The sequence below is a fragment of the Nocardiopsis sp. CNZ308 genome (assembly GCF_004217075.1).
This window is the reverse complement of record NZ_SHKJ01000001.1, coordinates 3971345-3988965: the sequence shown is the minus strand read 5'-3', so window position 1 is coordinate 3988965 and position 17621 is coordinate 3971345. Positions and strand designations below refer to the sequence as shown.

Annotated in this window: 13 protein-coding genes; 5 read left to right on the top strand and 8 right to left on the bottom strand. The window is 73.8% G+C overall.

Annotation, left to right across the window (positions count from 1 at the left end; genetic code table 11):
- Positions 1-289: 289 nt before the first annotated feature.
- Positions 290-544: a DUF6457 domain-containing protein gene (locus EV372_RS17280; protein ID WP_013151639.1), complete on the bottom strand. Its 255-nt coding sequence runs from the start codon at positions 542-544 to the stop codon at positions 290-292.
- A 459-nt stretch (positions 545-1003) separates the two neighbouring features.
- Here EV372_RS17280 and EV372_RS17275 point away from each other — a divergent pair, with 459 nt between their 5' ends.
- Positions 1004-2143 (top strand): glycosyltransferase family 4 protein, encoded by a 1140-nt coding sequence (locus tag EV372_RS17275; protein ID WP_486483992.1) that lies wholly within the window; start codon positions 1004-1006, stop codon positions 2141-2143.
- Positions 2144-2378: 235 nt separating this feature from the next.
- Here the strand turns inward: EV372_RS17275 and EV372_RS17270 are convergent, their stop codons facing one another.
- Complete coding sequence (locus EV372_RS17270) at positions 2379-3707, bottom strand: pyridoxal phosphate-dependent aminotransferase (protein WP_130396809.1); 1329 nt, start codon at positions 3705-3707, stop codon at positions 2379-2381.
- 146 nt (positions 3708-3853) lie between these two features.
- On the opposite strand from EV372_RS17270, the gene EV372_RS17265 reads away from it, so the two are divergent.
- Positions 3854-4792 (top strand): LysR family transcriptional regulator, encoded by a 939-nt coding sequence (locus tag EV372_RS17265; RefSeq protein ID WP_130396808.1) that lies wholly within the window; start codon positions 3854-3856, stop codon positions 4790-4792.
- 178 nt (positions 4793-4970) lie between these two features.
- Here EV372_RS17265 and EV372_RS17260 read toward each other — a convergent pair whose 3' ends face one another.
- The 3 genes from EV372_RS17260 to EV372_RS17250 form a co-directional block, all read right to left on the bottom strand.
- The gene (locus tag EV372_RS17260; protein WP_013151635.1) at positions 4971-5279 is read right to left on the bottom strand and encodes a hypothetical protein; all 309 of its coding nucleotides are present in this window, start codon (positions 5277-5279) and stop codon (positions 4971-4973) included.
- Between the two features lie 107 nt (positions 5280-5386).
- Positions 5387-6586: a glycosyltransferase gene (locus tag EV372_RS17255; protein WP_130396807.1), complete on the bottom strand. Its 1200-nt coding sequence runs from the start codon at positions 6584-6586 to the stop codon at positions 5387-5389.
- Positions 6587-6598: 12 nt separating this feature from the next.
- Positions 6599-7465, bottom strand: coding sequence for a DMT family transporter (locus EV372_RS17250; RefSeq protein WP_197044274.1), 867 nt, complete (start codon positions 7463-7465; stop codon positions 6599-6601).
- A gap of 285 nt (positions 7466-7750) precedes the next feature.
- On the opposite strand from EV372_RS17250, the gene EV372_RS17245 reads away from it, so the two are divergent.
- Positions 7751-9331, top strand: a complete 1581-nt coding sequence (locus EV372_RS17245; protein ID WP_130396805.1) for a beta-N-acetylhexosaminidase — start codon at positions 7751-7753, stop codon at positions 9329-9331.
- 150 nt (positions 9332-9481) lie between these two features.
- On the opposite strand, the gene EV372_RS17240 is transcribed toward EV372_RS17245, so the two are convergent.
- Both EV372_RS17240 and EV372_RS17235 read right to left on the bottom strand, forming a co-directional pair.
- The gene (locus EV372_RS17240) at positions 9482-10735 is read right to left on the bottom strand and encodes an alanine racemase (protein WP_130396804.1); all 1254 of its coding nucleotides are present in this window, start codon (positions 10733-10735) and stop codon (positions 9482-9484) included.
- 192 nt (positions 10736-10927) lie between these two features.
- Positions 10928-11890 (bottom strand): glycerophosphodiester phosphodiesterase, encoded by a 963-nt coding sequence (locus EV372_RS17235; RefSeq protein ID WP_130396803.1) that lies wholly within the window; start codon positions 11888-11890, stop codon positions 10928-10930.
- Between the two features lie 255 nt (positions 11891-12145).
- Here EV372_RS17235 and EV372_RS17230 point away from each other — a divergent pair, with 255 nt between their 5' ends.
- Both EV372_RS17230 and EV372_RS17225 read left to right on the top strand, forming a co-directional pair.
- Entirely contained in the window at positions 12146-13708 is a 1563-nt protein-coding gene (locus tag EV372_RS17230; RefSeq protein ID WP_130396802.1) for a hypothetical protein, read from the top strand.
- Between the two features lie 461 nt (positions 13709-14169).
- The gene (locus EV372_RS17225; RefSeq protein ID WP_130396801.1) at positions 14170-15975 is read left to right on the top strand and encodes a gamma-glutamyltransferase; all 1806 of its coding nucleotides are present in this window, start codon (positions 14170-14172) and stop codon (positions 15973-15975) included.
- Between the two features lie 391 nt (positions 15976-16366).
- Here EV372_RS17225 and EV372_RS17220 read toward each other — a convergent pair whose 3' ends face one another.
- Entirely contained in the window at positions 16367-17533 is a 1167-nt protein-coding gene (locus EV372_RS17220) for an NlpC/P60 family protein (protein ID WP_197044273.1), read from the bottom strand.
- Between the last annotated feature and the right edge of the window lie 88 nt (positions 17534-17621).

Genomic DNA, 17621 nt, shown 5'->3' with positions numbered 1-17621 from the left:
CGGTGTCCTCCGGAGGCTTCCGCGCTCGCCGGGGGCCCGGTCCCGGGGCTCCGCCCGGACGGCGGCGGCCCCGGAGGAACCGGTGGAGCCGGTGCGGCCCGCGCGAGGCGGTCGGGTGCGGTCGGTACGGAGGGCCGGTCGCTACGACCACGACGATCCGCCGCGACCGGGTCGGACTCCGGACGCCGCGTTCCTCACGAACGCGGCCGCGACGGCACGGCCGGGACGGACGGGAGGAGCCGTCGGCACGGACGGGAGGGCCCCGACCAGCGCGGACGACGGCGGGGTGTCAGGCGCGGTCCTCCTCGTCGGCCTGGGCCAGGGCGAGTCTGCTGAGGGCCGCCGCGGCCTCGTCGGGGTCCGCGCCCTGTCCCACCGCCACGCCCAGGAGGTAGGTGGTGAGGGGCGCGGCGGGCCGGGCCACGGAGTGGGCGGCGTCCCGGGCGAGGTCGAGCACCCGGTCGACGTCCTCCTTGCGGAGGGGTTCGGTGCCGGTCAGGCCCAGTTCGCTTCGGACTGCTTCGGCCCATTCCACGAGGGTCACCGCATGACTCCTTAGAGCAATATATTGGCTACATTCAGCAATCATATCCACCGGGGAGTCACCCGGTGGACACACGGGCACACGGGCACGGTCACCGACCGCTCGGACTGCCCACGCCTGGTCTTCGGGCGCGGTTCCCCCGCACCCAAACCGAGGTTCATCCCACGAGCCTAGCGTCGGAGACAGCCGTCCCCGGCGTAGGCAGCCGTCCCCCCGGCGTTGGGAGCCACCCGCATGTCCCCGACCGACCGTACGTCTCCGGCCACGCGCATGTCCCCGGCCGCTCACCCGTCCCCGGCCGCACGCGTACCCTCCGCGCCCCCGGCCGCGCCCCGAACCGCGGCCGACCACGCGTCCGCTCGCGTTCCCGCTGCCGGGCACCGGGCTCCAGCCGCCCACACGCCCCCGCTCGACCGCGTGCTCCCGGCCGACGCCCGGGGCCCGCTGAGGGTGGCGATCGTGACGGAGTCCTTCCTCCCCCAGGTCAACGGGGTGACCAACTCCGTGTGCAGGGTCGCCGACCTGTTGGCCGCGCGCGGCCACGAGGCCCTGGTGCTGGCCCCCGGGCCCGGCCCCTCCTCCTACGCGGGTTTCCCGGTGGTCCGACTCGCCTCCGTACCACTGCCGTTCTACCGCGACTTCTCCGTGGGGCTGCCCGCGCGGCGGGTGATGACCGCGGCGATCCGCGCCTTCTCCCCCGACGTGCTGCACCTGGCCTCGCCCGCCCTGCTCGGGGCGGCGGCCGTGGAGACCGCGCGCAGGTGGGCGCTGCCGACCGTGGCGGTGTTCCAGACCGACCTCCCCGGCTTCGCCGGGCGCTACCGCCTGCCCGGCGGGGACGCCCTGTGGTCGCTGCTGCGGCGCACGCACGCCGCGGTGGACCGCACGCTGGCGCCGTCCTCGGCCACCATGGAGGCGCTGTCCGCGCGGGGGTTCCCCCGTCTGGACCTGTGGCGCCGCGGGGTCGACGCCCAGCGCTTCTCCCCCGCGCACCGCGACGAGGAACTGCGGCGCGTGCTCGCTCCCCACGGGGAGACGATCGTGGGATACGTGGGACGGCTGGCCAGGGACAAGCGGGTGGAGATGCTCGAACACGTGTCCCGCCTGCGCGGGATCAGGCTGGTCGTGGTGGGTGACGGCCCCGAGCGCGCGCGCCTGCGCAGGCGCCTGCCCGACGCGGTGTTCACCGGGCAGCGCACCGGCGGCGACCTGTCGCGCCTGTACGCGTCCATGGACGTGTTCGTGCACACCGGGGCGGACGAGACGTTCTGCCAGGCGGTCCAGGAGGCGCTGGCCTCGGGGGTGCCGGTGGTGGCCCCCGCCTCGGGCGGGCCGCTGGACCTGGTGGTGCCCGAACACAACGGGCTGCTGTACGCCCCGGACTCGGTGCGCGAACTGCGGGTGGCGGTGGGGCGGCTGGCCCACAACCGCCAGGTGCGGGAGCGGATGGCGCGGGGCGCACGGCCCTCGGTGGAGCACCGTACGTGGGAGGCGGTCGGTGAGCAGCTGCTCGACCACTACCGGGCGGTGATCGCCTCCAGCGCGGAACTGGCCGCGCGCGAGGCGGGGGTGGATGGCGCACCGTCGGGTCCGAGGTGAGCGCCGAAGCGGCGGCGCCCACGCGGTGACCGTACCGGACGGGAGCACGGAGGGGCTGCGGGCCGGGGCGCGAACGTGCCGCCGGTGTGGGGGCGGTGTGCCGCGGAGGGGCCGCGGCATCCCGCCGCACGGGGCCGGACAGGGATCCGGCCTCCCCCGGAAGGAGCGGCCGGGGGAGGCCGGATGACGGTGCGTCCGCCCCGCCCCCTTACAACGGGGCGGACGCGGGGAGCGGTCAGCTGACCGCCTGTGGTTCGGCGGACCGGGGCGGGACGGCCCCGGCGTCGGCGCCCGTGGGGAGCAGCGCGCCCAGGACCTCGTCGAGGCGGTCCAGGTGTGCGCGGATCCAGGGCAGCGCCAGCGGGTCCGTGGCGGCGAGGGCGGCGTAGCGGCGTTCCTCGGTGTCGCCGTAGAGCAGGCTGGTGGCGACCCGCATGCGTAGGGCCTCCGTGCCCTCCCCGAACTCCGCGGCGGGGAGCACGCCCATCCCGAAGCGGTCCAGCAGCAGCCCGGTCAGGTCCGGGCCGGTGGCCACACCGTGGAGGGCGGCCAGCCGCTCCCGGACCGGCTCGAAGTCGGGGTAGAGGTAGAAGGCCGCCCGGGGTGCGGCCACGCTCGCGCCCGCGCGGACGAAGGCCCCCGTGACCGCCCCGGCGACGATGCCGTGCAGACGGCGGCTGCGGTCGACGTGGTCGAGGAGTTCGGCGGGTTCGGTGAAGGCGTGCGCGGCGGCCTCCTGGACGGGGGCGGCCGGGCTCGACCAGATCTCGCTGGCCACCCCGAGCAGCCCGCCGCGCAGGCGGTGGCCGATCTCGGAGTCGGGCAGGCGTACGACGCCGATGCGCCAGCCGCCCAGGGCCAGGTTCTTGCTCAGCCCGGTGGAGATGACGGTGCGCTCGGGCGCGTACTCGGCGGGGCTGTGCACCTCGGCGGGCTCCTCGCCGGGGGCCGCGGGGTGGAGGAGGTCGCGGTAGATCTCGTCGGAGATGACGATCAGGTCGAGTTCGCGGGCCACCTCGCACAGGCGCCGGACGGTGTCGGCTCCGGCCACGGTGCCGGTCGGGTTGTCGGGGACGGTGACGATGACGGCGTTGACCGTGCGCCCCTGCTCACGGGCGGCGGTGACGGCGGCGTGCAGCAGGTCCGGCTGGGGTACGCCCCCCTCGCCGGTGGCGGTGGGGACCATGACGGGCCGCTGCCCCACCAGGCGGCTCTGCGCGGCGTAGCTGACCCAGCTGGGCGCGGCGATCGCGGTGTCGCCGCCGATCTCCAGCAGGAGGCTGTACAGGAGCGGCTTGCTGCCGGGCCCGGCGATGACCAGACCGGGATCGGTGGGCAGCCCGCGGCGCTCCCAGTACCCGGCGGCGGCCTCGCGCAGGGCCGCGGACCCGGCGACGGGCCCGTAGGCGTTGGCGCCGTTCCCCGCGGTGAGCCGGTCGCGCATGACGGGGTGGACCGGGAGTCCGGCCTCGCCGAAGCCCAGGGGGAGCACGCGGACTCCCTGGCGGCGCTTCTCGGCGAGCGCTTCGTTGACGGCGAGGGTCGCGGACACAGTGACGGTCATCGAGGACTCATCTCCGGTTTGTCGTGAATGCGGGTGATGCGTGGACTGCCGCTCCACCTGGGAAGACGGCCCGTCACCCCACACACTGCCCAGGTTCGGGCATCAGTACAAGCACGTCTTTTCGATGCTGAGCGTAAGCTCTTCTTATGCTCGATCTGCGTCGCCTGCACGTCCTCCGCGAGTTCAGCGCCCGGGGGACCATCGCCGCCACCGCCGCCGCCCTCGGTTACACGCCCTCGGCCGTGTCCCAGCAACTGGCCACCCTGGAGCGGGAGACCGGCGTCGCGCTGCTGGACCGCTCCGCGCGGGGCGCCGAGCTCACGGACGCCGGACGGCTGCTGGTGGCCCAAGCCGAGGACATCCTGGCGCTGGTGGAGGCGACCGAGTCGGTGCTCGCCGAGCAGTCCGACCTGGCGCTGGGAGTGGTCACCGTCACGGCGTTCCCGACCGCCGCCGTGGCGTTCGCGCCGCTGTTGGTGCCGCCGCTGCGCCGTCACGAGGGGATGCAGCTGCTGCTGCGCCAGACCCTGCTGGCGACGGGGACCCAGCAGGTGCGCTCACGGGAGGTGGACATCGCCCTGGTCGACGACTGGTCCGGACAGCACCCCGGGCGCGGGCCGGAGGGCGGCCTGCGGCACATCAACCTGATGCGCGACCCGATGGTGCTGGCGGTGCCCCGGGGGCACGCGCTGGCCGATCCCTCGACGCCGGTGGCGCTGGAGGGACTGCTGAACGAGTCGTGGATCGTGACTCCCGAGAGCGAGCGTTCGCGCTACGGAACGGACCGGCTCCTGTCCGAGGTGGGCGGACTGCCCTCCGCGGCCTGGGAGTTCGAGGGACTGGGAACGGTGCTGAGCCTGGTCTCGCGCGGGATCGGGATCGCCGCGGTCCCAGCCCTGGCGATGGTGGGGGCCCCGGCGGGGCTCGTCTACCGGAAGCTGCCGGTGTCCGCGCCCGAGCGGCACGTGTACGCGGTGGTGCGGTCGGTGGCGGCGAGGCGGCCTGCGGTGCAGGTGACGCTGGCGGCGTTGAGGGACGCCGCGCAGCAGGTGAACAGGGAGATCGCCGGGATCATGGTGGCCTGACCGCCGGTTCCCACCGGTCCGTACTCCGCGGTCACGCGGCCGGACTCCGCCGAGGGCCCGGTCCCCTTCGGCGGGGCGCAACGGTCCGTTCCGGCCCCGGAGCGAGCCCTCCGGGAGGGGCCGCCGTGGAACGACGCGTGGCCCGAACCCCCCGGGGCCGGACCACGTTCGTCGTCGTTCACTCTTTCTCCCTGCCGCGTGTCCGGTCGATCCGGCGGCGCAGTCTGCGGCAGACGTGGAGTGCCCGGTCACGGTCGTCTCGGGCGTTCCACCATCGGGCGTAGGCTTCCAGTCTTCTTTTGCGCAGTGCCTCCAGCTCGGCCTCCATCCGGTTCACCCGGTGCTCCAGGTCGATGCGCTCGCGTTCGAACACCGACATGTCGCGCTCGTGGAACCCCGCCTCCCGCTCGGCGCTGACGAGCCGATCGGTGAGGCCCTCGGTGGGGTTGCCCCGGCCGGTCTGTGCACTGATCCCTTCGAACCACACAACATCTTGTGTATCCCGCACGGGGACAACATCACCGGTCGCTACGCAAAGAATACGGAAAGTGGCAGAAGAATCGAAACATCAACCAAACGGCTCTTTCGGACACCTCAGGCGGCGACCAGCCCCTCCACCCGCGCGGGAGCCCTGCCCCGCAGGCGGGTGTAGACCTCCTCGAACCGCTCCAGGGACCGGTGGTGGTCGTGCCGCCGCGCGAGTTCACGGCTGGCCTCGCCCAGCGCGCGCCGACGGGGACCGAGCACGAGGAGCAGCCGGTCCGCCAGGCGCACGGGGTCGCCCGGCGGGAAGAGGAACCCGTTGCCCCCCTCCTCCACCAGGTGCGGCAGCGCCATCGCGTCCGCGGCCACCACCGGCAGACCGGTGGACATCGCCTCCAGGGTGGCGATGCTCTGCAACTCGGCCACACCCGCGATGGCGAAGGCGTCCCCCGCCGCGTAGACCAGGGGCAGGTCCTCGTCCGGGACGAACCCCAGGAAGAACACCCGGTCCGCCACCCCCAGCTCCGCGGCCAGCGCGCGCAGCTCCTCCTCGCGCTGGCCGGTCCCGGCCAGGGCCAGCTGGGCGTCGCGTTCGGGCACGATCCGCGCGAGCGCCCGGATGGTGTCGTCGATCCTCTTCTCCGCGTCCAGCCTGCCCACGAACACGATCGTGTCCCGGTCTGGCAGACCGAACCGCCGCCGCGCCGCGGCGGGGTCCTCGTGGGGGCGGAACCGCTCCAGGTCGATCCCGCACGAGATGGCCTCGACCCCTCGCGTGAACCCCTTCTCCCGCAGGAGCCGGGCCGCCCGCGGGGTCGGCGTGGTCACGTGGTCGGCCTCCCCCGCCACCCGGACCATGTCCCTCCAGGCCAGGAGGCCCGCGAGTTCCTGCATCGGCGCGGGGATCCGGGCGTGCGCGTACAGGTTGTCCGGCATGAAGTGGTTGGTGAGCACGACGGGGACACCGGCGGCACGGCCCCTGCGCATCGCCGAGCGGCTGAGCGGGAAGTGGCTCTGCGCGTGCACGACGTCGGGGTCCAGGCGCTCGATGACCCTGGCGATGTGCCCGCCCATCCCCAGCGGGACGGCGGCGCGCATGAAGGGGATGGGGGCCGAGCGCAGACGGTGCTCGGTCACCGAGCCGTTGACCGCGACGTGGGGTTCGCCCCGCTCGGAGGGGCACACCACGTGGACCCGGTGCCCCCGCCCGGCCAGCCCCTCGGCCAGGCGGTGGGTGAAGTATCCGGCCCCGTTGACGTCGGGGGGATAGGTGTCGCTGGCGATCAGGACGCGCAGCGGGCGTTCGGCCATGGTGGTCTCTCCTTAGCGTTCGGTGTCGGCGACGACCTCGGGGTTGCGGTGGCGCGCCTGGGCGAGGGCGATGGTCCCGGCGACGGCGAGGCAGGCGAAGACCAGCGCGCCGATCTGGGCGGGAAGGGTCCGCGGCGCGCCCTCGCCCAGGAGGAGGGCGCCGATGGCCACGCCGACCACGGGGTCGGTGATCAGGAGGGTCGCGTAGGCGGCCGTGAAGTGCCCGGTGCGGTAGGCGTTCTGCATCAGGAGGGCGCCGAAGACCGCCGCGGCGACCGCGAGCGGGGCCAGCCAGCTGATCAGGCTGGTCCAGTCCCCGACGGCGTTGGCGGCCAGGACGCGGGCCAGGCCGGACGTGGTGCCCATGGCCGCCCCGCCCGCCAGGGCGAGCAGGAGGGCCCGGGTCCCGTTGTTCATCCGGTGCGCCGTGAAGTGGACGACGGCTCCCGCGCCGAGGACGACCCCGGTGAGCGCCAGCGCCGTGCCGGTGCTCATGACGGGGCTGTCGGCGGTGTGCGGGAACAGGGAGATCACCCCGGTGAGGCCCACCATGACGGCGATTCCGGCGATGATCTGGGAGGGGCTGACCCGGCGGCGGTTGAACAGGGCCGACAGCACGATGGCGAACAGCAGGCCGGTCACGCCGATCGGCTGGATGATGGTCAGCGGCGCGCCGCTGAGGGCCACCAGGTGCAGTCCCGCGCCGAGGACGGCGGCCATGCTGCCGATCATCCAGCGGGGCTGGCGCAGCAGGTGCAGCAGGAACCCCGCCTTCGCCACCCGGCCGCCGGGGGCGCGGACGGCGTCGCGCTCCTGGAGGGCCGAACCCAGTGCCAGGGTGAACGCCCCGGCCACGGCGATGAGGATCGGCACCAGCATCAGCGCCACCGCCCCACGGGTGTCCCCCGCCTCCTGAGCATCGCCGAACCCCCTGTGTCCCGCCGTCTCGGCAACGGTACGGACGGGCCCCGCGTCACGGCGATAACGCCAGCCCCCCATCCGTCGTGGTGGTAACCCCACCACGTCCGCACCTACCCGGACCCGATTTCGGTACCCCGTCGTCCTGGGGGTACGGGTGACCGTTTGTCCGTGGGGGGTGTGCCCGTGGGGAGCCACGTGACACTATGGCCGGTATTGGTCTAGACCGGATAGGAGCGGTTCACCGTGCCCGACGCTTCCCCCTCCCTCGTCCCCCGTCCCCACTCCTCGACTCCGGGAGACGCCGGGGGCCTCACGCTGACCGCCTCGACCAGGGTGTCCGCCGACCCCGACGCCCGGGGCACGCTCGCGTGGCTCCAGCGTGAACTCGGAGCGGCCACCGGCCTCCCCCTGGCCGCCGGCGACGAGGCCAGCGCGCAGATCCGGCTGAGCGTGGACCCCGAGGCGGGCCTGGGCCGCGAGGGCTACCGGCTGATCGTGGACGCCGAGGGAGCCATCATCGTGGGCAACGACCCCGCCGGGGTGTTCTACGGTGCGCAGACCCTGCGGCAGCTGCTGCCCGCCGACGCCTACCGGGACGCCCCGCTGGGCGGCGCGGAGTGGGCCCTGCCCGCCGTGAGCGTCACCGACGCGCCGCGTTTTCGCTGGCGGGGCGTGATGCTGGACGTGGCCCGGCACTTCGTGCCCAAGCGCGAGGTACTGCGGTTCATCGACCTGCTGGCCATGCACAAGCTCAACGTCCTGCACCTGCACCTGACCGACGACCAGGGGTGGCGCGTGGAGATCCGCCGCTACCCGAAGCTGACCGAGGTGGGCTCCTGGCGGACCCGGAGCCAGGTGGGCGCCGCGAAGCCGCCGGTGTTCGACGAGCGCCCGCACGGCGGCTTCTTCACCCAGGACGACATCCGCGAGATCGTCGCCTACGCCGACGCCCGGCACGTGGCCGTCGTCCCCGAGATCGACGTGCCCGGCCACTCGCAGGCCGCCATCCACGCCTACCCCGAGCTGGGCGAGTGCGGACCGATCCCGGTCGGCGACCAGTGGGGGATCTTCGAGGAGGTCCTCGCGGTCACCGACAACGTCCTGGAGTTCTACCGGAACGTCCTGGACGAGCTGATCGAGCTGTTCCCGAGCACGTACGTGCACGTGGGCGGCGACGAGTGCCCCAAGACCCAGTGGCGGGCGAGCGCGTCGGCCCAGCGGCGGATCAAGGAGGAGGGGCTGGCCGACGAGGACGAGTTGCAGAGCTGGTTCATCCGCCAGCTGGACGAGCACCTGACCTCGCGCGGCCGCCGCCTGCTCGGCTGGGACGAGATCCTGGAGGGAGGACTCGCGCCCGGAGCGACCGTGATGTCGTGGCGCGGCGAGGAAGGCGGTGTCGCCGCCGCGCGGGCCGGTCACGACGTGGTCATGAGCCCCACCCGCACCTCCTACCTGGACTACCGGCAGTCGGAGTCCGGGGACGAGCCCGTCCCGGTGGGCACGCTGCTGCGGACCGAGGACGTCTACCTGGCCGAGCCGGTCCCCTCGGGGCTGACCGAGCAGGAGGCCCGGCACGTGCTGGGCGCGCAGGTGAACGTGTGGACCGAGCACATCGACTCGCCGCGCAGGCTGGACTACATGGTCTTCCCCAGGCTGTCGGCCTTCGCCGAGCAGGTGTGGTCGTCCGGTGAGCGCGACTACGCCGAGTTCGAGCCCCGGCTGAGGCGGCACCTGGAGCGGCTCGACGCGGCCGGGGTGGAGTACCGGCCGCTGGACGGGCCGCGCCCGTGGCACACCCGCCCGGGGGTGGTGGGCTGGGGGTGACCCCGCGGCCCCGGGAGCCGGAGGCGCTCCCGGGGCGCCGGAGCCCGGAGAGCACGCCCGGGGAGGCCCGGCTCCTGCGGCGGAGGACGCCTGCGGGCCCCGGACAGGGGCGGCGACCGGGCCCCGCGGGCCCGGGGCCGTCCCCGGGGATCAGAAGTAGGTGGCCGCCATCTCCACCACGGTGTCGGCGTCGTCCACCACCGGCAGGACCCGCCAGCGGTCGAAGGCCGTGCACGGGTGCGAGATCCCGAAGGAGACCAGGTCGCCGGGGCTGACCCGCAGCCCCGGCGCGACCCTCAGGTAGGCGTGGTGGTCGTTGAGGTCGGTCACCTCCGTGCCCCCGGCCTCCACGGTGGCGCCGTCCGCGCGGCGCAGGCGGCGCGGCACGGGGAACCCCTGGTCGTGGTTGGCGTCGCGTCGCCCCATGCCGACGATCGCCAGCCCCTCCTCCGGGACGGAGGTCACCTGGGCCCACAGCTCCAGGGCTCCGGCCAGCGCGTCGGGGCCCTCCGGCAGGCGGCGGTAGGGCGTGGTGCGCCGGTACAGTCCGTCGTCGTGGACCACGTAGGCGCCGCTGCGCAGGATCGGCAGGACGTCCCCGCGTCCGCCGAGCTCCTCGGCGACCAGGTCGAACCACGCGCTGCCGCCCACCGACAGCACCGGCCTCTCCAGGCCGTGCCGGGCGGCCAGCGCCGCGGCGTCGCCGACCAGGTCGCGCAGGAAGCCGCGCACACCGTCGGCGTCGCCGAGCGACCCCTCGTAGCCCGCCACCCCGGCCAGTTCCAGGCCCGGCGCCCCGGCGACGGCCTCGGCCACCGCGCGCAGTTCCTCCCGGGTGCGGCAGCCGGTGCGCCCGCCGGGGACCCCCCGCTCGACCAGCACCCGCAGGGGCCGCCCTGCGGGGCCTCCCCCGGGCCGGTCGGCGGCCGCCTCCGCGGCGACCGCCACCCCCTCGGCGGAGTCGGCGTAGAAGAGGAACTCGAAGTCGGGGTCCTCGTCCAGCTCACCGGCCGCCCAGCGCAGCACCCGGCCGTCGAGCAGCTCGTTGGCGAGCAGGATCCGGCGCACGCCGAACCGCCGGAAGTCCAGGACCTGGTTGGCGCTGGCGGCGGAGACCCCCCAGGCGCCCGCGTCCAGCTGGCGCTGGATGAGGGCCGGAGCCATGGAGGTCTTGCCGTGCGGGGCGAACAGCAGCCGGTGGCGCTCGGCGAAGTCGGCGAGCGCGGCGATGTTGCGGTCCAGCGCGGAGGCGCGCAGGACCATCAGCGGCCAGGTGAAGGGGCCGGTGAACAGGTGGTCGCGGCGGGCCGCGAACTCCTCCAGGGGAATCGGTGCGTCTGTCCACCACAGGCCCTTGGTGCGCCAGTCGACGTGTTCCCGGGGGATGGTCAGCCGATCGCTCACGTGGTGTCCGCCTCCTGGTCCGAACGCCCCGCTTCCGGGGAGACCGCGGCGCGGCCTCCCCGGAAGCGGGGTCCTCGTGTGGGTCGGACCGATCATCCCACCTGACACCGCCCGGGGCCAGGGAGCGCTCCGGACACGGTCCGGGGACGCCGCCCCCCTGCGGGACGGACGCGGTTCCCGGACCGGCGCGGGTCAGCGGGGCAGGGGCAGCGTGGGGATCCTGACCACCGGCCGGGACCGCTTGGCCTGGGCGGCGATGGCCTCCTGGCCGACGTCGGGGTAGTCGGTGATGAACCCGTCGACCTTCCAACCCAGGACGGTGTCCATCCGGGAGCGCTCGTTGATGGTGTAGGGCATGATCTCCATCCCCGCCTCGTGGACCCGCTCCACGTAGGCGGCGTCGATGGTGGTGTGGTTGGGGTTGATCATCTGCGCCCAGTCGTGCTCGTCGATGCTGCTCTCGGGGACCCGCCCGAGCAGGGCGTGCGGCACGGACGGGAGCAGGTCCTTGGAGCGCCGCACCGCCTCCCAGTCGAAGCTCTGCAGGACGAGGCGGCGGGGCTCACCGTCCGGGTTGGGTTCCAGCCAGGTCCCGCGCTCGGTCAGCTCGTCGGCGATCTCCTGCTCGATGCCGGGGTAGAGTCCGGGCTCCTTGAGCTCCAGGAAGAGGTTGAGGTCCAGCTGCTCCATGCGGTCGAGCCCCTCCGCGAAGGTGGGGACGGGCTCGCCGTCGAAGGAGGAGTCGAACCACGCGCCCGCGTCGAGCCTGCGGACCTCCTCCATGGTGAAGTCTCCGACCTCGTAGGAGCCGCGGTCGGGGAAGACCTCCTCGACGTCGGTGGTGCGTTCGAGGGTGGTGTCGTGCATGAGCACGAGGACGTCGTCCTTCGTGCGCTGGACGTCGACCTCCACGGTCTCGGCTCCGAGCCGGTCGGCCGCGTCGAGGGCGGCCAGGGTGTTCTCGGGCGCGTGACCGGAGGCTCCGCGGTGGGAGACGGCGATCAGCGGGCGTCCGGATGTCGTCGTGTACTCGATGACTGCGGATCTGGTGACGTCCGACCACCGGGGGTCGGCGTCCTGTGTCGCGGACGATGCGCTCGCGCCGGTGACGACGAAGAACGACACGGCTGCGACGACGATGCCGATGCGCTGCACCGGACCTCCCAAGTGCGCGTGAACTTGTCGGCTGCTTCCCCAGGTTGGGTGCGGATGGTGACCCCGTGGTTACCGTCTGCGGAGCAGCCGGTGATCCGCCGCCCATCATCTGGTGATGTGTCCGACAGTTCGACGACATTCTCACTTAATGCATCCATTTGGTCACTTCATGTACGGTTTTTGACCCCCGAGCCCGTGAGCGATTACTCAGAGGCTGCGAACATCACTATGAGTAGTCGATGGGAAGGAACACTGATGCGCAAGCACCACAAGAGGTGGGTCGCGCTGCTCGGCGCCGCCGCGATCGCGTCGTCGGGACTGGCCGGTCTCCCGGGGGCGGTGGCGGCCGACGAGAAGGACATGCGGACACTGGCGTGGCCGGAGATCAGCCAGAGCGTCTCCTCGTACAGCCTGGACGGCTACGAGATCGGTTATCTGCCCGCCGAGCTGGAGCGGCACGGGATACACGCCTCGACCACGACCGACCGGCTGGGCAACAGGCAGTCGCAGCTGTCCTGGATGCGCGGACCCGACCAGCTGCTCGGCAGGGTCTCGATCCTGCGCTCGGACAGCATGCGGCAGCTCGACGACCTGCGCGAGCGCCGGTACGGCCACCTTCCCGAGAGGACGCTGGAGCGCCTGGACTCGGGTGAGGCGCTGCGCAGTGAGGCCTACCTGTCGCCGGAGACCGGCGACCTCTTCTGGCTCGATGAGCCGGGGGTGGCCGTGGCCCTGTACCTCCAGCCGGACAAGTGGAGCAGCGGTGAACTGGTCAGGATGGCGGAGTCGCTGACCAGGAAGGAGGAGGCTCCCGCGGAGGGGAACGGGGAGCCCGCCCCTGAGGGGCCCGGGTCGCAGGAGCCGGCGGCCGAGGAGCCCGCGCAGGACGAGCCGGACGCGCAGGAGCCCGCGCAGGAGGGGTCCGGCGGCGAGGCGGACGGCGCCGAGGGGTCCGGCGGGGAGACGGGCGGAGCCGCGTCGGACGGTGACTCCGGCGGCGAGGCCGGTGCCGAGGCGGCGCAGGAGCCCGCCGGGGCGGAGAGCCCGCAGGAGTCCGCGGAGGCGGCGTCCGGGGCGACCGGGGGGAAGGAGTCGCAGGAACCCGCCGGTGCGGACGAGAGCACCTCCTCCGCCGACGGGACTCCGGTGGGCACCTCCCCGGTCGGACGGCCCGAGACTCCGGAGACCCCCGAGGCCGCCCAGACCTCCGAGACCTCACAGACCCCCGAGAGCCCGTCCGAGCAGGGCGGAGAGACAGCGCAGGAGCAGCCCGCCACCGGGGAGGGCGCGCAGGAGGCACCGGCGGAGACCGGGGGGACCGCGGGATCCGAGCGTCCCGGGGCGACCCGCGTCCGGATGGCCAAGGAGTGCGTCGTCAGCCGGTTCGTGAGCTTCGGGACCGGAGAGACCCGCCTGGGCGAGATGACCCCGGCCAGCACGGAGTTCGTGGAGCGGGCCGTGGCCGCGGAACGGCTCGGCGACGGGGACCTCGACCGCCTGCTGGCCACCGTCTGGTACTACGGCGACGAGGGCGTCAAGACCGGCGCCGTCGAACACTGCGCCGAGGACGTCCAGATGTCGCGCACCGAACTGGAGGGGCTCATCTCCGACCTCGGCGAGATGATCGCCGTGCTCGTGGAGGAGGCCGAGAAGCACGACGCCACGCACGAGGAGAACGTGGCGCGCACGCTGGAGGAGGTGAACGCCACCCTGCCCGTGGAGGTGGACGCCGCCGAGGTCCTGGACCCGATCGGCGCCCAGGAGTGGGCCGAGCTGGCGCAGTCCGTGCCGTGGAGCTTCCCGACCGGGACCTCCTGAGCACCGCGCCCTCCGGCCGCGAGGCGGCGGTCGGCGGGCAGCACGATGCGGGCGGGCCCTGAGGACCCCCTGCATCCAGTCAACCCGGGGCCGGGCGCACGCACCAGCCCCGGGTTCCTCCTGTGGACGACTCCGCGGCGCCCGCCCCGGCCGTGCGCCCGCCCCTCCCCCCGGAGAACCCACGGCGGTCCCACCGATCACTCGGGCGCGGCCCTCCTCAGGGCGGACACCCGTCCCGCCGGCGTCCCGCTCGGCCGTCCCTCCCAGGGCGCCGGACGCCGCTCCCCCGAACCAGACATCAACCCATTCATATGGACAACCCATGATGTAACGTCACCTCAAGTCCGCGTCCGGGTGACCGTGGTCACCCTCCCGGCCTCCGCGTCCCCCACCGGGGGCAGGCCTGGACCGGACCGCGGTGGCGACCCGCCACCACCGCCCCCTGAGGAGGACCCGCTCAGATGCCCCTCGGTTTCACCACCCGCCCCCAGCTCCGCGGCGACTTCGGCATGGTCGCCTCCACCCACTGGCTGGCCAGCGCCACCGGCATGTCCCTGCTCGAACGCGGCGGCAACGCCTTCGACGCCGCCGTCGGCGCGGGGTTCACCCTCCAGGTGGTCGAGCCCCACCTCAACGGCCCCGGCGGGGAGGTCCCCGTCGTCTTCCAGGCCGCCGGAAGCTCCCCCCGCGTCCTGTGCGGCCAGGGCGTCTCCCCCGCCGCGGCGACCGTCGACGCCTTCGCGGGCATGGACCGCATCCCCGGCAGCGGCGTGCTCGCCGCCACCGTCCCCGGCTCCTTCGACGCCTGGATGCTGCTGCTGCGCGACCACGGCACCATGACCGTCCGCGACGTCCTCGACCACGCCATCGGGCTGGCCGAGCGCGGCTACCCCGTCCTGGACCGCATCGCCGCCGCCGTCGAGGCGCTCTCCCCCGTCTTCTCCCGCCACTGGGCCGGTTCGGCGGCCGTCTACCTCCCGCACGGCGCCGCGCCCCGCCCCGGCTCCCGGCTGCGCAACCCGGCCCTGGCCGCCGCCTACCGGCGGATCGTCGCCGAGGCCGAGGCTTCGGGAGGCGACCGCGAGGCGCAGATCGAGGCGGCCCGGCGGTCCTGGTCGCAGGGCTTCGTCGCGGAGGCGGTCGGGGACTTCCTGTCCTCGCCCGTCCCCAGCGGCACGGGCGAACCCCAGCGGGCCCTGCTCACCGCACAGGACATGGCCGACTGGAGCGCCTCCTACGAGGAGCCCGCCAGCGCGGCCTACGGCGCCCACACCGTGCACAAGACCGGCCCGTGGGGGCAGGGGCCCGTCATGCTCCAGCAGCTGCGCCTGGCCGAGGCCCTGGGCACCGGCCGCGACGTGCTCGACGGGGTCGGCGCCGACTTCGTGCACGGGGTGACCGAGGCGGCCAAGCTCGCCTTCGCCGACCGCGAGGCCTGGTACGGCGACCCCGACTTCACGGACGTGCCCCTCAAGGAGCTGCTGGGCGCCGACTACACCGCGCGCCGCGCGGCACTGGTCGACGGTGCGCGCGCCAGCATGGAGCAGCGCCCCGGCGCCGTCGGCGGCCGCACGCCCTTCGAACCGCCGCTGTACGTGCCGGGCCGCACCCCCGGCGACCGCACCACGGGCGAGCCCACGGTACGCCAGGACGCCGTCGCCAACCCCGCCGACCTGCGCGGGGACACCTGCCACGTGGACGTCGTGGACGCGCGGGGCAACATGGTCTCGGCCACCCCCAGCGGCGGCTGGCTCAGCAGTTCGCCGGTCATCCCCGCCCTCGGATTCCCGCTGGGCACCCGGGCGCAGATGTTCTGGCTCGACCCGGCCTCCCCCAACGCCCTGGCGCCCCGCAAGCGCCCCCGCACCACCCTGTCCCCCACCCTGGTGACCAGGGAGGACGGCCAGGCCGTGCTGGCGATCGGCACCCCGGGCGGCGACCAGCAGGACCAGTGGACGTTCACCGCCCTGCTGCGGATCCTCAACGGGGTGGAGAACCTCCAGGAGGTCCTGGACACCCCGATGTTCCACACCACCGCCTTCCCCAGCTCCTTCCACCCCCGCGAGACGGTTCCGGGCGGCCTGGTCGTGGAACCGGGCGTGGGGGCGCTGACCGTCGAGGAACTCCGTCGGCGCGGCCACCGGGTGCAGGTAGCCCAGGAGTGGACCCTGGGGCGCCTGGCCGCCGTGGCCCGCGACCCGGAGACCGGCGAGCTGCGCGCCGCCGCCGACGCGCGGGCCTCGCAGGGGTACGCGGTCGGCCGCTGAACCGGCTCTGAACCGCGGGGGACCGGAGGAAGACGAAACGGCACGCGACGCGGTGCGGCACTGCCCGGGATGCGCGGCGCAGGGGGGTTGACAGCGCTTACCTGCATTGATCTGGGCTCTTGCCAAATCGCCCGGTCACTGCTTATGTAGACCTTGTGCGACGGCACTCCGGGAAAGCTCCCGACCGCGTTCCGTCAGAACTCAATACCACCGCATCAGGGTTCGTGCGCTGTCTCCCCCTCCCTCAGTGACGGCCCTGTTCCCCCTCCTGACCGAGGCCTGCCCTCCCCTCCCGGCTGGGTTTTTCGGACAAGGAGAACGAGCGGGCCTTGGCACCACCGGCGCGGTGGTGCCAAGGCCCGCTTCGTGTGCGTGTTCGGGCCGCGCGGCGTCAGGTGTTGACGCGCACGGCTCCGGCGTAGTTGGCGGTGCGCACCGGGGTGACGCGCACGTCCAGCCCGGTGCGCGGCGCCTCCAGCATCATGCCCTCGCCCAGGTAGATGGCCACGTGCGAGATGTAGTCGGGCGCGGTGGGGTCCGTGCGCCAGAACAGCAGGTCGCCGCGCTGGAGGTCGTCGAACTCCACGCGCTGTCCGGCGTTCCACTGGTCGTGGGTGACCCGCGGGATGGACACGCCCGCCTGGGCGAAGGCCCACTGGAGCAGGCCCGAGCAGTCGAAACCGCCCTCCGGGGTCTCACCGCCCCAGACGTAGGGGACGCCCAGCTGGCTCTCGGCGTGGTCGATGACCTGCTCGATGACCGAGGGGGTCACGGCCTCGCCCTCGACGAGCGGTTCGGGCGAGTCGGCGACGAGCTGGAGGGAGACGTCCTCGCCGAGGGCCTCGGCCAGGGCCTCGTGCAGCTCGGCCAGGTCGGCCTCGGGCGCCGAGACCACCAGGGCGTTGCCCCTGGGCATGCCCAGCTCGGCGGCGCGCTCGCGGGAGACCAGCGCGTCGATCCCGGCGATGCCGGAGGTGGCGTGCGTCCACACCTCCAGGGGGACCTCTCCGCGCCCGCCCGCGACGGTGACCTCGCGGCCGACCTCCAGTCCGCGCTCGGTGCCGACGTCCTTGGACAGGGCGACGTGGCCCTCGGCGACGCCCTGCCAGATCTCGTCGGACTCGGCCGAGGGCCCGGGGGCGTGGTTGCGGAAGCTGGAGGGGCTGACGCCGAGCACCGAGGTGGGTTCGCCCTCGATCTCGACACGGGCGGCGTCCACGGCCAGGACGCTCTCGACGCCCTCGATCCCGCGGACCGCCTCGACGGCCTCGCGCGGCAGGGCGCGGGGGGCTACCGCGAAGTACTCGGTGCTGCGGGCCTCGCGGAAGGGGGCGACGTGGGCGTCGCGCCGCAACTGGGAGTCGGAGACCTCGGGGGACTGCTCGGACGTCTCCTGCCGGGGGGCGGTGGCGCCGGAGGCCTCGGAGGAGAGCTGTTCGCTGATGGGGGGACGGTCCTCGACCACCGGCTCCGCCCAGGCCGGGGTGGTCCCGAAGGCGGTGAAGGCGACGGCGAAGGCGGCCGTGGTTCCCGCACACGTTCTCAAGCGGCTCCGCACGGGGGGATCTCACCTTTCTGCGAGTGAGCCGACCGGGGGTGGGGGACCCCTGCGGCGTACGGCCTGTTGCCGGTTTTGCACTTTCCGG

What these genes read in the sequence shown, in the direction of transcription:
- EV372_RS17270 (WP_130396809.1), bottom strand. Translation starts at nt 3,707, where the DNA reads ATGACCGTCACTGTGTCCGCGACCCTCGCCGTCAACGAAGCGCTCGCC.
- EV372_RS17265 (WP_130396808.1), top strand. Translation starts at nt 3,854, where the DNA reads ATGCTCGATCTGCGTCGCCTGCACGTCCTCCGCGAGTTCAGCGCCCGG.
- EV372_RS17255 (WP_130396807.1), bottom strand. Translation starts at nt 6,586, where the DNA reads ATGGCCGAACGCCCGCTGCGCGTCCTGATCGCCAGCGACACCTATCCC.
- EV372_RS17250 (WP_197044274.1), bottom strand. Translation starts at nt 7,465, where the DNA reads ATGCTGGTGCCGATCCTCATCGCCGTGGCCGGGGCGTTCACCCTGGCA.
- EV372_RS17230 (WP_130396802.1), top strand. Translation starts at nt 12,146, where the DNA reads ATGCGCAAGCACCACAAGAGGTGGGTCGCGCTGCTCGGCGCCGCCGCG.
- EV372_RS17225 (WP_130396801.1), top strand. Translation starts at nt 14,170, where the DNA reads ATGCCCCTCGGTTTCACCACCCGCCCCCAGCTCCGCGGCGACTTCGGC.